Source organism: Bradyrhizobium oligotrophicum S58 (genome assembly GCF_000344805.1).
Taxonomy (GTDB): Bacteria; Pseudomonadota; Alphaproteobacteria; order Rhizobiales; family Xanthobacteraceae; genus Bradyrhizobium; species Bradyrhizobium oligotrophicum.
Window position 1 is genome coordinate 1,260,313 of sequence record NC_020453.1, and the last position, 15,471, is coordinate 1,275,783.

General features: G+C 65.9%; 16 protein-coding genes. 12 read left to right on the forward strand and 4 right to left on the reverse strand.

Features of this window, described 5'->3' with window-relative positions:
• Nucleotides 1-13: 13 nt before the first annotated feature.
• The 7 genes from S58_RS05395 to S58_RS05425 all read left to right on the forward strand — a co-directional run bounded on the left by S58_RS05395 (nt 14) and on the right by S58_RS05425 (nt 6,685).
• A complete protein-coding gene (locus S58_RS05395) occupies nt 14-184 on the forward strand; it encodes a Flp family type IVb pilin (protein ID WP_015664234.1) in 171 nt (56 codons plus the stop codon).
• A 476-nt stretch (nt 185-660) separates the two neighbouring features.
• A complete protein-coding gene (locus S58_RS05400) occupies nt 661-2,178 on the forward strand; it encodes an AMP-binding protein (protein WP_015664235.1) in 1,518 nt (505 codons plus the stop codon).
• 71 nt (nt 2,179-2,249) lie between these two features.
• Nucleotides 2,250-3,695, forward strand: coding sequence for an FAD-binding oxidoreductase (locus S58_RS05405; RefSeq protein ID WP_015664236.1), 1,446 nt, complete (start codon nt 2,250-2,252; stop codon nt 3,693-3,695).
• Nucleotides 3,692-4,135: a DUF4383 domain-containing protein gene (locus S58_RS05410; protein WP_015664237.1), complete on the forward strand. Its 444-nt coding sequence runs from the start codon at nt 3,692-3,694 to the stop codon at nt 4,133-4,135. The genes S58_RS05405 and S58_RS05410 overlap by 4 nt, the downstream gene beginning before the upstream one ends.
• Nucleotides 4,132-5,235, forward strand: coding sequence for a hypothetical protein (locus S58_RS05415; protein WP_015664238.1), 1,104 nt, complete (start codon nt 4,132-4,134; stop codon nt 5,233-5,235). Before S58_RS05410 ends, S58_RS05415 begins: the two co-directional genes overlap by 4 nt.
• Entirely contained in the window at nt 5,219-5,524 is a 306-nt protein-coding gene (locus S58_RS05420; protein WP_042338800.1) for a hypothetical protein, read from the forward strand. The genes S58_RS05415 and S58_RS05420 overlap by 17 nt, the downstream gene beginning before the upstream one ends.
• A gap of 189 nt (nt 5,525-5,713) precedes the next feature.
• On the forward strand, nt 5,714-6,685 hold the full coding sequence (locus S58_RS05425) for a S1C family serine protease (RefSeq protein ID WP_015664240.1): 972 nt from the start codon (nt 5,714-5,716) through the stop codon (nt 6,683-6,685).
• Nucleotides 6,686-6,706: 21 nt separating this feature from the next.
• Here the strand turns inward: S58_RS05425 and S58_RS05430 are convergent, their stop codons facing one another.
• The gene (locus tag S58_RS05430) at nt 6,707-8,647 is read right to left on the reverse strand and encodes an Mbeg1-like protein (protein WP_042340569.1); all 1,941 of its coding nucleotides are present in this window, start codon (nt 8,645-8,647) and stop codon (nt 6,707-6,709) included.
• A gap of 359 nt (nt 8,648-9,006) precedes the next feature.
• Between S58_RS05430 and S58_RS05435 the strand changes: the two genes are divergently transcribed.
• From S58_RS05435 to S58_RS05450, 4 genes are all read left to right on the forward strand, one after another.
• Entirely contained in the window at nt 9,007-10,071 is a 1,065-nt protein-coding gene (locus S58_RS05435; RefSeq protein WP_015664242.1) for a hypothetical protein, read from the forward strand.
• Nucleotides 10,072-10,217: 146 nt separating this feature from the next.
• Nucleotides 10,218-11,573, forward strand: a complete 1,356-nt coding sequence (locus S58_RS05440; protein WP_042340570.1) for a hypothetical protein — start codon at nt 10,218-10,220, stop codon at nt 11,571-11,573.
• A gap of 3 nt (nt 11,574-11,576) precedes the next feature.
• The gene (locus S58_RS05445; protein WP_015664244.1) at nt 11,577-12,398 is read left to right on the forward strand and encodes a COG3904 family protein; all 822 of its coding nucleotides are present in this window, start codon (nt 11,577-11,579) and stop codon (nt 12,396-12,398) included.
• Between the two features lie 90 nt (nt 12,399-12,488).
• On the forward strand, nt 12,489-12,695 hold the full coding sequence (locus S58_RS05450) for a hypothetical protein (protein ID WP_042338801.1): 207 nt from the start codon (nt 12,489-12,491) through the stop codon (nt 12,693-12,695).
• Nucleotides 12,696-12,786: 91 nt separating this feature from the next.
• Here the strand turns inward: S58_RS05450 and S58_RS05455 are convergent, their stop codons facing one another.
• From S58_RS05455 to S58_RS05465, 3 genes are all read right to left on the reverse strand, one after another.
• Nucleotides 12,787-13,449: a DsbA family protein gene (locus S58_RS05455; protein ID WP_015664246.1), complete on the reverse strand. Its 663-nt coding sequence runs from the start codon at nt 13,447-13,449 to the stop codon at nt 12,787-12,789.
• Between the two features lie 5 nt (nt 13,450-13,454).
• Nucleotides 13,455-14,240, reverse strand: a complete 786-nt coding sequence (locus tag S58_RS05460; protein WP_015664247.1) for a sulfite exporter TauE/SafE family protein — start codon at nt 14,238-14,240, stop codon at nt 13,455-13,457.
• A gap of 192 nt (nt 14,241-14,432) precedes the next feature.
• Nucleotides 14,433-14,945, reverse strand: coding sequence for a hypothetical protein (locus S58_RS05465; protein WP_015664248.1), 513 nt, complete (start codon nt 14,943-14,945; stop codon nt 14,433-14,435).
• Between the two features lie 191 nt (nt 14,946-15,136).
• Between S58_RS05465 and S58_RS05470 the strand changes: the two genes are divergently transcribed.
• Nucleotides 15,137-15,427: a PsiF family protein gene (locus S58_RS05470; protein ID WP_015664249.1), complete on the forward strand. Its 291-nt coding sequence runs from the start codon at nt 15,137-15,139 to the stop codon at nt 15,425-15,427.
• The last annotated feature ends 44 nt before the right edge of the window (nt 15,428-15,471 follow it).

Genomic DNA, 15,471 nt, shown 5'->3' on the forward strand with positions numbered 1-15,471 from the left:
GCGGAGGGGATCAATGAAGAAATTGCTTCTCAAATTTTACGAGGATGAATCGGGCGCGACTGCAATCGAGTACGGCCTGATCGCTGCGGGGATTGCACTTGCGATCATCACCATACTCAACAAGCTGGGCCTGACACTTTTAGGTATCTTCACCACGCTGTTGACGAAGCTCAACGGAGGCTGATCGACTGGTCTGGATGGCGTTCTCAGGGCCGGAGCAATCCGGTCGCCATGGTCGGACGGGCCGGGCCTTTGGGTCCGGCCTTCGCTTTTCTGGCGCCCCGCACGGTCTGCTGACGGTGCCTCGCCTCAATGCGCAGCGCCTCTTCACAGGCGCGCATGCAGCGTCGGCAGGCTTCGGCACGGCACGTCCATGTCTGCCCACAGGAGTAACGGTCATCGATGCAGCAACGAGCGCATCATCGACCAGCCTGCTCATATCCGAATGGTTTGATCATCTGTCGAGCGTCCATGGGAAGCCCCACGAGTTGCTCCCTCGCGCGTCGTTCGCAGAACTGCCATCCGGAACCCGGCGACCTCCGCATATGGACGGCTCGGCTCGGTTGAGGCACAACACCTCTCGTCAGTGATGTCTGCGGCGCGAGCTGCCGACCAATAATGCGGCGCCGGTGCAAGGCGCCTGACGAAATGGAGGAACCGATGCTGATCCCGATGGCGGATGTGCCGCGCTGGTATGCCGAGCGCAAGCCGAAAGACAGCATCGCGGTTCAGCACGGAACGGATGCACTGACCTGGGAGCAGCTCGAACGCCGCGCCAATGCCCGCGCCCGGGCCTTTGCCGCCAAGGGCGTCAAGCCCGGCGACTTCGTCGCCATCGGCCTGCCCAACGGCAATGCGTTGTTCGAGACCAGCTTCGCGGTGTGGAAATGCGGCGCGACGCCGACATCGTTGTCATGGCGATTGCCGCGCGGCGAAGCGGCTGCCGTGCTCGAGATCCTCAAGCCATCGCTGGTCGTCGGCGGCGAGGCGGACTGGAATGCACCGAACGCGCTGCCGGCTGATTTCACGCCTCAGGGTTTCTCGGACGAGCCGTTCACCGCGCCGGTCGCGCGCTATTGGAAAGCGATGACGTCAGGCGGCTCGACCGGACGGCCGAAGGTGATCCTCGACCATCAGCCTGCGGTGACCGACACGGCGGCCGAGCCACCGCTCGGAATTCCAAAAGGAGCATCGCTGCTCAATCCCGGCCCGCTGTATCACAACGCGCCGTTCATCGTGTCGCACTACGCGCTGTTCGCCGGCGGCACCTTGACCGGGATGGTGAAGTTCGATGCCGAGGAGACGCTGCGACTGATCCAGGCGCAGCGCATCCAATGGGTCAATTTCGTGCCGACCATGATGCACCGGATCTGGGCGCTGCCGGAGACGGTGCGCAACGCCTACGATGTCTCCAGCCTGAAGATGGTATTCCACATGGCGGCGCCGATGCCGCCATGGCTGAAGGAGAAATGGATCGAATGGCTCGGGCCGGAGCGCGTCTATGAGCTCTACGGCGGCACCGAGCGCCAGGGCCGCACCATCATCTCCGGCACCGAATGGCTGCAGCACAAGGGCTCAGTGGGCAAGATCGACGAGAGCTGCGGCCTGCGCATTCTCGATCCCCAAGGCAACGACGTCGCGCCCGGCGAGAGCGGCGAGATCTATTTCCTGCCGGCCGATGGCGCCGGCAGCACCTATCACTATCTCGGCGCCGAGCCGAAGCGGCGGGCCGACGGCTGGGAGTCGCTCGGCGACATCGGCCGGCTCGATGCTGACGGCTATCTCTATCTCGGCGATCGCCTGGCCGACATGATCCTGCGCGGCGGCGCCAACATCTATCCGGCCGAGGTCGAGGCGGCGCTGATGGCGCATCCCGACATCCGCTCCTGCGTGGTCGTCGGCCTGCCTGATCCGGAGCTCGGGCAGCGCGTGCATGCCATCGTCGAGATTGACCGAGCCAAGGATGCGCAGGCCGTCGTCGACGGCATGGGCGCGTTTCTGGCCGATCGCCTCAGCCGCTACAAGCATCCGGAAAGTTATGAGTTGGTGAACGTGATGCTGCGCGACGATTCCGGCAAGGTACGCCGGACCCTGCTGCGCGACGAGCGCGCGGCCTGGATGACGGACGGCCGCGACTTTCGCATCATGCCGCTGCGGGCGCGATCGGCGGCCGACTGACGGCGGAGATGGTCTGCAAACGTTTACGATGATAGCGTAGACTCGAGCCCGGCTGGGAGAGAGCCCGCGCGATGATATCGAGACGACGGTTTCTGCGCACCGCGAGCGCCGCTGCGGCCCTGCCACTCGCCCGGCTTTCGAAGGCCCGCGCCGAGCTGCGCACGATCCTCAACGATGCCAGCCGGCTCAACCCGACGCCGGTGGCCAAGCATGTCGTGATCTCGAAGCCGGCCACCGACGATTTGATCGCGCGCCTGCGTGCCGAGCTGAAGGAGGCTGCGGCCGCGAAGCGTCCGGTGACCGCGGCGGTGGCCCGGCATTCGATGGGCGGCCAGAGCCTGCCGCGCGACGGCACCGCCGTGACGCTCGACGGCGGCCCGATCGAGCTCGACACGGCGGCGCGCACGTATCGCACCTCGGCCGGCAACCGCTGGTGGGATGTCATTGCCGCCCTCGACCCCAGGGGCTTCTCGCCCGCCGTGATGCAGTCCAACAGCGATTTCGGCGTCGGCAGCACGTTCTGCGTCAATGCCCATGGCTGGCCGGTGCCCTACGGCCCGTTCGGCTCCACGGTGAAATCGATCCGCATGCTGCTCGCCGACGGCACCCTGGTGCAATGCTCGCGCAGCGAGAATGCCGAACTGTTCGGCCTTGCGATGGGCGGCTACGGCCTGTTCGGAATCATCGTCGACCTCGAGGTCGAGATGACGCCGAACGTCCTGCTTGAACCGCGCTTCGAGCGGATGGCGCCGGAGCAGTTCGCAGAAAAATTCACGCGCAGCATCGACGGCGATGCCAATGTGAAGATGGCCTATGGCCGGATGTCGGTGTCGCGCAAGGCGTTCTTCGACGACGCGCTGCTGGTCACCTTCCGCCCGGCGTCCAATGCGCCCGCGGCCCTGCCGCCGGTCGCGAGCTCGGGCAAGCTGACGGGCGTCGCCAACACGATCTACCGCGCACAGACCGGCTGGGAGGTCGCCAAGGGCCTGCGCTGGTTCATGGAGACGCGGCTCGGCCCCGCCATCTCCGACAACCACTATACCCGCAACTCGCTGATGGCCGAGCCGGTCGCCAACCTGGCGCAGAAGGACATGCACCGGACCGACATCCTGCATGAATATTTCGTCGCGCCCGAGCGCTTCGGCGACTTCCTCGCCGCCTGTCGCGACATCATTCCCAAGGCGCGTGCGGAATTCCTCAACGTCACCTTGCGCTACGTCGCCGAGGACAAGACGCCGGCGCTCACCATCGCCCCGGTGCGCCGGATCGCGGCCGTGATGTCGTTCTCGCAATTGGCGACGCCGGAAGGCGAGATCGACATGCTGCGCACGACCGAGGCACTGATCGATCGCATCACCGCGATCGGCGGCGCGTTCTATCTGCCCTATCGTCTGCATGCCCGCCGCGACCAGGTCGAGAAGGCCTATCCGGCGGCAGCGAGCTTCGTCGCGGCCAAGCGGCGCTATGATCCCAACCTCCTGTTCCGCAATGCGATGTGGGACGCTTACTTCGCATGACGACATCAGCTGCAATTGGTTTCTCGCTGGACCGCTATCGCATCGCCGCGCTCGCGCTCGCCGTGGCGCTGCTGTTTGCCGCAGCGACCGACTACATCCCCGCCTTCATCGATGCGCAGGGACGGGTGTTCGGCCTGTTCCAGCTCGACATCTACAAGGACGCGCTGCATGTCGCTTCCGGCCTATGGGCGCTCGCGTCGATGCTGTCGCGGCGGAGCGCAGTCTTCTTCCTGCGGGTGTTCGGCACGCTCTATTTCCTGGATGGTGTGATGGGCGTGTTCACCGGCTCGGGCTATCTCGACCTTTCGATCTTCATCGATGGCATCCGCGACACGTCGTGGCTGGTGAAATTTCTTTCCAGCCTGCCGCATCTCGCACTCGGCGCGATCGGCATCACGGTCGGCTGGTCGCCTTGGGGCGCGAGACCCGCATCAGCATGAGCCTGCGTCGCAAAATCCTCTATCTGGCCGGCGCGATCGTGGTCGCCGCCGCGATCGGCATCACGACGACGGTGATCAGCGTCGAGACCGTCTGCACCGCCGACGTGCCGACGCCGGTGGTGACGTCGAACTTCGGCATCACCGATCCCGGCTATGCAAGGTCCCAGGGCGACAGTTTCCTGACCTTTCCGGAGTGGTACATCGTCCACGCCTATAGCGATCTCGCCGGGGTAACCGGGCAGACATCCGAGTCCGACTTCCACTATCTGACGAGCATCGCCGGTTTCTGGCGCAGCCTGTGCCGCGCCACGCGGCAGGCTGCGGGATCCGGCCCGGCGACGTCGGACCAGAAGCTGACGAACTACATCATCGGATTCAGCTTCACCGCCGAGATGGCGCTGCAAGGCGGCTACGAGAAGAGCATCGGCGCCCTCAGCGAAGGCGCGAGCGACGGCGTCAAGACCGCCGAGGACGCGTTCAACCTCGCTCTGCTGAAGGACTACGCCGCGTTCCTCTATCAGACGCCATGGTATCGCTACCCCTTCGCTGCCAAGCTCGAGCAGTTCTGGCGCGAGACCCCGTTCGTGCCGTCGGTGCGTGCGGTGGAGCGGCGCTTCTCGCTCACTCTGCAATATGCCGGCCGCGCCGCCTATGCGGCGGTCATCGGCTATGCGGCCGGCTATGATCCCGCGGTCCTGACCCTTCAGAGCGTGGTGACAGGCCTTTCAGCCGGGGAGCTCGCAGCCATGCCGGGCGTGAAAGTCATACGCGACGTGACGGACGCCAAGGGCGCGAAGGGCGTGCTGGTGCAGACCGAGCGCTACGCCAAATTCGACGCCTTCGCGAAGGAGCTCGCTCGCCATGTGGGGGCTGCGCTCGGGGAAGTGGCCGGCAACCACCGCATCCTGGTCACGATCGTCGTTCCTCCGGGCGACGGACGGCTGGCAGCCTTCGATGGACTGCCTATATTCAGTGTCCCGATCCAGTCCCGTCCCGGCACGCGCCGCATTGGCGTCGACGTGCCGGTGCGGTCCCTGGTTCAGGACATCACCCGTTTCGAGGCCGCAGGCTATACGTTCGAGCATGCCTACGACTACTGATACGATCCCCTTGTCGCGCGCCGTGCCCTTGCAGGGGCTGTTGGCGGTCGTCTTCGCATGGTTCGCGGGCATGGCTGCCCTGGCGCTGGTGATCAGGCCGGACGCCGTGGTCGTGTTCGGCCCGACGGAGCGCATGATCCCCGCGATCATCGCATCAGATGGAGCCTTGCTCGAGGCTGGGCGTTTCCACGTCGCGGCGAGAACGGGCGCGGGGACGGTCGGCAGCCTCTATGCCGCCGGCGCCTGGCTGGTCTGGCCCATCATGAGCAAGGGCTGCGGTCGCGGGTAGTCTGCCGCGCGGAAGCGTCCTTACCCCTCCGAGCGGTTGCGGAGCCCTCGGAACTGGCGCCGACGCCCAAAGATGTTAAGCTCGCGTCGACGCTGTGGCCAAGACGCGAAACGAAGACGCGAAATCACGCGACACGAAGCAAGAGCTTGGTCGACACCCCCCGGGGTATCGACAGAGCAGGAGAAAGAAATGCCTTCTTTGACCGAATGGAAAGTGCCGTTCGCCTTCCAGCCTCGCGCCGAAGACTACCAATATGATCTCGATCAAGCGCTGTCCTCGATCGTGGGCCTGCATGCCATCATTCCGCCCGATGCGTTCAGCGCGGAAACGCTCGGCACCGAGCGCGCCGGCAATGCCGTGGTGATCGACGAAGGCTTGGTGCTCACGATCGGCTATTTGATCACCGAGGCCGAATCCGTCTGGCTGCACCTCAATGACGGGCGGGTGGTCGAAGGGCATGTGCTCGGGTTCGATTTCGCCACCGGCTTCGGCCTGGTGCAGGCGCTCGGCCAGCTCGACCTGCCCCCGTTGCCGCTCGGCTCGTCGGCGGCGACCAAGATCGGCGATCAGGTCGTGCTCGGCGGCGCCGGCGGCCGGACGCGATCCGTCGCGAGCCAGATCATCGCCAAGCAGGAATTCGCCGGCTATTGGGAGTATCTGCTGGACGAGGCGATCTTCACCCATCCCGCGCATCCGAATTGGGGCGGAACCGGCCTGCTGTCGGCCAAGGGCGAGCTGATCGGCATCGGATCGCTGCAGTTGGAACGCGAGCGTGACAGCAAGGCCGAGCACGTCAACATGATCGTGCCGATCGATCTGTTGAAGCCGATCATCGACGATCTCCGCCGGTTCGGCCGCGTCAACAAGCCCGCGCGTCCCTGGCTCGGCATGTTTGCGACCGAGGTCGACGACCGCGTCGTGGTGATCGGCGTTTCCAACAATGGCCCGGCCGCGCGCGCCGAGTTGAAGGCGGGCGATGTCATCCTCGGAATCAACGGCGACAAGGTGACGACCCAGAGCGAATTCTATCGCAAGCTCTGGGCGCTCGGTGACGCCGGCGTCGACGTGCCGCTGACGGTGCATCACGAGGGCGTCACGTTCGATGTCACGGTGACGTCGACCGACCGCGCAAAACTGCTGAAGGCGCCGCGGCTGCACTGAGGCAGACCGCGGACTTTTGCCTCATGCAATGACATGCCAGGCCGCCGCGACCTGATCGTGCAGATGCGCATCGGTCGGCAGCTGCGAAGCCATCGTCGGATCGAATCCCGGATGCGCCTGAGCGTAGGTCGCCATCGCCTGCACCAGCTGCGACACCTGGGTGTCGAGCTCCAGACCGCCGGCCTTGATCTCCTGCAACTGATAGGAGCCGCCGAGGTACCAGTCGGCCACCGTCACCTGCTGATGAGTTCCGAGAATGTCGATCTCGAGGTCGTTGCCGGATTTGACGAACCAGAAATTGTCGGCCGTGTAGGCATTGCCGAAGTCGAGTGTTCCGGTCGGCTTCGCCAGCGAGGCGACGCCGTTGATGATGACGTCGTTGCCGTCGCCGGGCGCGTAGACATAGGTCGCGCCGACGCCGCCGACCAGGATGTTGTCGCCGGCACCGGCCTTGAGCACGTCGCTGCCATTGCCGCCGATCAGCAGGTCGTCATTGGCGGTCCCCAGCAGCGTGTCGTTGCCGCCGCCCGCGATCAGGAGAGCGCCGTCGGTTGCCGCAATGATCGCACCCGACACGGGATCGATCGCAACCGTGGTCGATGCATCGCTCAGCGCCGCACTGAGCCAGTCGAGATTGTCCGTCTTGCCGCCCCAGAGCACGCTGATGGCCGTGTCGATGAGCGCCGCGTCGTCGCCATCGAAGCTCGCGACGGCATCAATCAATGCGACCTTGCCGATGATGTCGACCGCCGATCCGGTGTCGGCATGCGACCACAGATCGGATGACAGATCCGCGACCAGGAGGTTCTTGGCCGTGTCCTGATAGATGATGCCGTGCTCGTGACCGATCACGCCGGAGGTCGCGGTCGTCACCTCGTCGTGGTTTTGCGCCAGCAGCGCCGAATACTCGACCACGATCTCGGCCAGCGCCTTCTCGACACCGCCGTTCTTCAGGTAGCCCGCGGCGCTTGCCGCACTCACGCTGTTGCCGAGCACGTCGCCGCCGTTGAACAGCGCCTGCACGGCGCTGTTGCCGTAACCGCTCGCGTCCGTCACTGTCGAGTAGGCGATCATGTCCTTCATCTTGTCGGCCGGCGCGCCCTCGCCGCTCGCGGCACTGGCCGCGGGGATGCCGACCGCCGACGCAATCGAATTGTCCTCGAGCGGCGCCAGCAGCACGGCCGCCGCCTTCTTCCAGTCCTGCGCGCCATTGTCGCTCGCCCACTGCATCATCGTGAGCAGCGCGATCGAGTGCAGGCTGACCGGATCCAGCCCGAGATCGGTGCCCGAGGCCAGCACGGTCTTCTGCTCGGACGAGATGCCGATCGCCGCATCGGCGATCGCGAGCGCGCCTGCGATCGGTCCGAGCTGCAGCAGCGCCAGCGGAGCTTCCAGAATGGGTGCCGCGGCCCGGACATATTGCAGGACCTCACCGGAGACCGAGATCATGTGAATGTCGGAATAGCGATCGACCGGGTGGGACGTGAGCGCGCCCCAGAAACCGTGCAGCTGATCGTAGCGGACTTCGGCGGCGAACTCGAACGGCATCGCGTCGTAGGAGTAAGCCACCTTGTCGTTCAGCGCCGCGATGTAGCCGGCAAGGCCGCCGCCCAGCGAGTGGCCGGTCAGCGACACGTTGGAGGTCGTCGCCCATTTCTTGTAGTAGGCCTCGGCGTCCGGAAACTGCGTCGGCCAGCCGGCGAGCCCCGCGCCGCCGAGCCAGCCGGGAACGTCGGCGATGCTGTCGGTGCCGCGATAGGAGATGATCCGCGTCGACGGGTCGCCGGCGAGCTGATAAGTCGCAGCCTCGAAATTGTCGGCCGCCGAGGTGACGCTGCCCGCCACCAGCTCATAGCTGCCGATGCGATTGAAATTGACCACGAGCGTCGGGTTGACGCCCCTGTTGTAGACGTCCATGGCGAGCACCGCGTTGATCAACGCGGCCGACGGCGAACTGGTCATGATGCGCATCCCCCTTGTGGGCCGGTCGGCAATTTTGTCCCCCAGCAAGGCAGCTCCATTCGGAACTCCACGCTGCGCCGTCGGCTTTCATGAAGTGCGACATCGCGCCCGATTTTTGTCAATCGCGATTCGTCCACACGTGTATTCGCTGATTATACGCCTCTCGCGCGCGATCGAATCATGATGAGTACGGCCCTGCCGTATTGACTCGAACGTGATGCGCCCAAACATGCTCTGCGCAGATCGAACGTCCGTTCGGAAAATGATCATTGCCCGTACGGCCGATTTTGCGTTGCATGAGAGCGCTCGCCGGCCTGCGGGTGACACAATTCGGCCCCCGCTGCACGAAGGAGACCTGCATGACAGACGCCGTGGTAGACGATATTCTCATCGTGTTGCCGCCGCTGCTGCAGACGCTCGAAGCGCTGTCCTACGTCGCGCGCTACCTGAACCCGCCGGATTTCGATCGCGTGATGGCCGACATCGGTGATCCCGAGCAGGCCCTGCACACGGCGCGGGCCCATCTCACATCCTGGCCGTCGGACTTCGCCCATATCCGCCTTGCCTTCGACACCGCTTCCGACGCCGCGCTGGTGTCGTGCGCCGGGCTTCGCGCGGTCCAGCGCGGCGAAGGCGACCTGGTCGACGTCTTCCGCGCGTTGCGCCAGCTGCCGCGGGCGCTCGAGGCGCTGTTTCCACTGGCGGCGACATTGCCGCCGCTGAGCGAATTCTTTCTGGATCCGGCGGTCGAAAACGATGCCCCGCTGCGTCAAACGCTGGCGGCGTCAGCCGGCAAGGACGCGGTGTTTCACGACCACAACGAGATCGGCAACCGCGGCGGCTTCTCGCTCTACGTGCCGGAATACTACACCGCCGATCGCGCTTGGCCGCTGGTGATGGCGTTGCATGGCGGCAGCGGCAATGGGCGCGACTTTCTGTGGAGCTGGCTGCGCGCCGCCCGCAGCCTCGGCGCCATCCTGGTTGCACCGACCGCGACAGGACCGACCTGGGCGCTGATGGGCGAGGATGCCGACACGCCGAATCTCGTGCGCATCCTCGATCTCGTCCGCAGCCGCGTCGCCATCGATCCCGCGCGGATGCTGCTGACGGGAATGAGCGATGGCGGCACCTTCTGCTACGTCAGCGGGCTGGAGCGCAGCTCGCCCTTCACGCACCTCGCACCGGTCGCGGCGACGTTCCATCCCTTGATGGCCCAGATCGCCGACCGCGACCGCCTGCGCGGACTGCCGATCCAGATCGTGCACGGCCAGTTGGACTGGATGTTCCCGGTCGAGATCGCACGCCACACCAAGGACGCGCTGGCAAAGTCCGGCGCCCGCGTCGTCTATCGTGAGATCGACGATCTCAGCCATTGCTATCCGCGCGAAGCGAACGTGGAGCTGCTGCGCTGGCTGATGAGCTGACGCCGCCGTCCCGCATCCCGAGGGACATGACCGTTTGGTAAGTTCAACGACATAATCTCGGCGGATTTTCTCCGCATTGGTAATCGCTTGGCCAAACAGCGGGGGCGCTGCACATGGCGGATGCGATGCCGCCGAAGGACCGCTCGATGCCCTCGCCGTCCGCGCCCGCCGCGCACCCTTCCTCTGCCCGTCCGACCTCCGTCCTGCTTGCAAATGGCGTGGCCCGTCTCGAGGTCACGCTCAAGCTGACGACCGCGATCCTGGCGCTCGCCGCCGGCGTCTACACCTATCTCGGTGTACGCGAGCTTCTCAACGGCTCCCCGACCACGGTGTTCTTCGCCGCCGTCATCTATTCCGTCGCGGTCTCGGTCGGCATCTACGCCTTCTGGGTGTTCATGATGCAGTTCATGCCGCATGTGACCAGCGGCATCGGGCGTTTGATGATGGCCGGCTGCATGCTGCTGGGCTCGCTGATGATCGTCGCCATGTCGTCGTGGCTGAATGCCTCGGCGCTCGCCGGCGCGGCGGCCATCCAGCAGCATCTCGCCATCACGGTGCAGAACTACACGCGCGACCTCGACCGGGCCAACAGCCAGGCGATCGCCGCGCAAAGCCTGCTGCCCGACATCCAGCTCGCCTCCTCGCGCTTCGCCAAGCTTGCGGAAGCCGAACGCGCCGGCTCCCTCACCGGCACCTCCGGCTCGGGCACGGTCGTCCAGCTCCTCAGTCAGATGTCGACGCAACTCGATGGGCTGGGACAGCAGGTGCAGGAGTCCGGCAAGCGCGTCTCCGCACTGTACGAGCAGGGCAGCAAGAGCCTCGCCAAGATGCGCGAGCTGATCTCCGACCGTGGCCCGATCGCCACGCGCAGCGATGCATTTGCCACGGAATCCCTGACCCTGATGGGCGTGATCGCCAATCTGCAGCAGACCTCGGTCGCGCCGGCCGTGCGGCGCGCTGCGACCTCGCTGTCGTCGGGCTTCATCGCGCCCGCTGCGGGCGGACGCAGCGGCGACCTTGCCGAACGCCAGACCGCCGTGGTCGGCAAGGTCGAAGGCGCGATCGCGACCCAGGCCGCCTTGCTCGCCGATGCCGCCGACAAGATCCTGGCGCTGCCGCGCATCGAGCCGACCCGGTATCAGACGCTGTCGCCGGCGGAAGCCGTGCTGCGCTATGCCGGTGATTTCATCCCGAGTTGGGCGGGCGCGATCTCGATCGACCTGATGCCGGCGGTGCTGGTGCTGATCCTCTGCGTCGTGCATGCCGCCATCCGCCGCGAGGGCCTGCCGGCGGCGAGCGCGTCGAGCCTGACGGCCGCCGATCTCGTCACCGCAATGCAGGTCGCCAGGGAGGTCGAGGACGCAAGGCGCGCCGCCGAAGCGCGGCCTGCGGTCGCGCCTGCCGAAGCACCTCCCGCACCGACGATCGAGCCGCAACCGGCTCCCGCCGCTGCGGCCGATGAGAACGTCACCTCGCTCTCCTCGGCCAGAGTTGGGAAGTAGTCCATGGCCTCGGCGCTGAACCGACGCGTCCATGCGTGGCTTGCCGACAATCCCGACGAGAGCATCCTGCGCTGGGTCTTTCGCACGATCATCGTCGTCACCTTCGGGGTGGTTGCGGCCGATCTCGTCGAGCTGAATGGTCCGCATGCTTCATCAGACACGGCCCCACCTCAGTTCGACGTTCAGCGCCAGCAGCCGGATGTCGAGGCCGAGCCGCCCTCGGTTCTGGCGCCGCTGCTGAAGCGGTTGATGCCGCTGCCGCAGGGCGACCGCGCCTTGCAGCAACCAATTCAGTTCGAGTTGCGCGGCGGCGGCCGGCTCTACGCGACCGGCACGATCACGCCGGGCAGCGCGCGGGCGTTCACCGACGAGGTCGAGCGGCACGGCGAATACGTCAAGGCCATCGTGCTGAACTCGCCGGGCGGCTCCGTCGCCGACGCGCTCGCGATGGGCCGCCTGATCCGGACGCGAAAATTCGCGACCGAAATCGAGGCCGGCAAATATTGCGCTTCGTCGTGTCCACTCGTGTTCGCCGGCGGCATCGAGCGGCGCGCCGGCGAGCGGGCCATCATCGGCGTGCATCAGATTGCCGCAGTCCCGACCGGCGCTGCGACAGTGAGGGCAACCGACGACATGAGCCTCGCCCAGAACATCTCGGCGCGCTGCCAGCGCTACCTTGCGGACATGGGCATCGATCTGAAGGTCTGGGTGCATGCGATGGAAACGCCGCATGACCAGCTGTTCACCTTCAAGCCCGACGAGCTCAAATCACTCAATATCGTCACCTCGGCGCCGGAATCGCGTCCCGAAAAACCGCGTACTTAGTTTGTCAGGTCCTGCTTGAACCTTCCGCAACGGTTGCGGAACCAAGCTTCGACGGCGGCGTTGTCGGCCGTCACACTGGAGAACATGATCATGCGGACATTGGTGGGAATGATCCTGGGTGCGCTCATTCTGGGGTTGGGCGTCTACATCCATGATTCGATGCAGACGTCGGAGGTCGCCAATGGGCCGACCGCGCAGACGCACCGGACGATCGTCAACTGGGACGTCGCGGCGGACAGCTGGAATTCGCTCAAGACCCGCGCGCATGACGACTGGGTACGCATCTCGTCGAAGTAATCAGCGCGACGCTGTTGTTTTTGAAGGCGCCTCGGCCCAGGTCGAGGCGCCTTTTGCATGGCTCACGCATGCGCCGCTTATTTGGCCGTCTCTATTTGGCCGTTTTGGCCTTGCGCGCGTCCGCGATCACCTGCTCGAACTGCGCCATGGTGAGCACGCCGGGCACCCTGAACTTCCCGACGATGAAGGACGGCGTGCCACGGAATCGCAGGCCACGCGCCTGGCTGTCGTTGCGCGCCAGCATCTTGTCGATGGCCTTGGCATTGGTCGCAAGATCGCGCCTGGCGCGATCGACATCGACGCCGGCCTCGGCGAGCAGCTCATCGATGCGCGGCTCGGTGAGCTTCGAGCTGGTGCCGATCAGCGCGTCGTGCGCCTTCGCGTATCTGTCCTGATATTTGCAGGCCAGCGCCATGCGCGCCGCCACCACCGACACCGGTCCGAGGATCGGCCATTCCTTGAGCACCCAGCGCACCTTGCCGTCGTCGTGCACGACCTGCTGCAGCTCGGGATCGAGCTTGCGGCAATAGGGACAATTGTAGTCGAACCATTCGACGATCGCGATGTCGCCGGCCGCATTGCCCAGCACCGGCGCATCGGGATCGCGCAGCACTGAGGCCTCGTCGGGCTCATCGCCGTCCTGGGCGCGGCTGGCGCGGGGCCACAAAGACAGCGCGGCGCCGGCGCCAAAAAGCCCAAGAACCTCACGCCGGTTTGTCGGTGCCGCGGTCGCGTCCGATGTGCTGCGTTTCATCACGATCAGCTCCAGATATGCAGCAGGCTGCGCGTCAGCATGTACAGCGCCACCGCCGCAATGACGACCGAAAACACCACGTTCAATGCGCCGCGCCGTTCCGACAGATGGCGCGCCAGGCGCGTGCCGGCAAGCCCTCCGGCGATCCCGCCTGCGATGAACAGCCCGGCGAGGTCCCAGGCCACCAGCCCCGACCAAGCATAGCTCGACGCCGTGGTGAGCCCGAACGTGGTCACCGCCACCAGCGACGAGCTCACCGCATTCATGATCGGCATGCCGGTGGCAGCCATCAGCGCCGGCACGATCAGGAAGCCGCCACCAATGCCGAAGAAGCCGGACAGCGTGCCGGTCGCAAGGCCAAAGCCGACGACGGCGGGGAGATTGGCCATGCTCATCTTGACGTCGGGAATGCCCACACGCGCGCGCGTCTTCAGCATCAGCATCGCGATGACCATCATCACCAGCGCGAACAGCGCCAGCAGCTTCTGGCCGTCGACCATCTTGCCGAGCAGCGAGCCCACGAAGGCGCCGAGGATGCCGGCCGCCGCGAACAGCGCCGCCACCGGCCAGATCACGGTGCCGCCGCGCGCATGGTTGACGAGGTTGAGAGCGGCATTGGTGGCGACCGCGATCGCGCTCGACCCGATCGCGATGTGCGGCTCGGGCACGCCGACGACATAGACCATCAGCGGCACTGCCAGCACCGAGCCGCCGCCGCCGACGAGGCCGAGCGAGAACCCGACGAGGCCGCCACTGAGCACGCCGAGAATGCCTTGAGTCGCAGAAATCATGGCGGCAGCAGGTTCACTTCCCGCCGGCGAAGGCAAGTCCGAAATTCACCGGACCATTGACTGCAATGGAGGTGAGGGACGGATCGGCACGCAGCGACACACGACGCCCGCGGCGCCATCGCACCGGACGTGACGACGGCCGGACGCGCGAGGCATCCGGCCGCCGGATCAAAGTGTGGCCGCGCGTCTGGCTCAGGCGGCGCCCTTCAGCTTCTTGGTGCACTCGCTGTAGTAGCCGCCGCCCTTCTCGATCCACTTCATGCCGCCATTGGCGTTGGTCGCCTTGTTGGCATTGTACTGGTCGACGCAGGTGTGCATCCGCGCCTTGCCGGCCGTCTCCTTGGCGTATTTCGGATCGACCGCAGTCGGGTAGACCGCAGGGCCGCTCGGGGCGGCCGCCGGCGCGGCCTCCTTGGCTGCGGACTTCGTGTCCTTTGCCGGCTTCGCTTCGGCAGCGGGCGCCGCCGGAGCCGCGGGCGCTGCAGGCGCCGCCGCGGCGGGGGTGGCGTCGCTGCCGCACTGGGCCTTGCGGAAGTCGTTCCACTTCTGGCCGCCCAGCGTGCCGGCCTCCTTCGCCTGCTTGTACTTGGCGCTGCATTCCTGCGAGGTCAGCGCCTGGGCCGGTGCGGCGGCGAACGTCGCGAGGCTGGCGACGGCCAACGCAGCGAGTGATGAAGCAACCAATGATTTTGCGTGAAAACTCATTCTCGATCTCCCTGTGGAGCATGATGGAATGGGGCCACAATTCTAGCGGGCGGCCGGTCGCCGACAAAGCGGGTCGGCCGGCAGCTACGCGAAAATATAATTTGCCTCGCCTGCCGATCCGGCTCATTGCATTCACACCGGGTTCAGCATGGCCGGACTTGGTGTCGCGGCTTTCGTTCGAGGAATTCAGCATGGTTTTCACTGCCCGCGCCGCTGCTGCGGCTGCCGTCATCGTCGCCCTGACGGCCGCGGGCCCGGCCTCGTCCCAGCCCTCACTGACCTTGCCGGCGCGCCCCGACGCGGCCACCGACAAGTTCGCGACCATGGACAAGCCGGCCCGCCGGGCGATCTCCGTGGCCTGCTCCAAGGAGGCCGACGACCAGGGGCTGAAGGGCAAGCCGCGCGGCAAATTCCGCTCCGCCTGCAAGCGCGACAAGGCGGCGGCAGCCGCGAGCACGGCGGTGCCCGACAAGCCGAAATGACGGGCACAGGCCGGCGCAGCGGCGCATGGCCCCTGCGCAGCCGC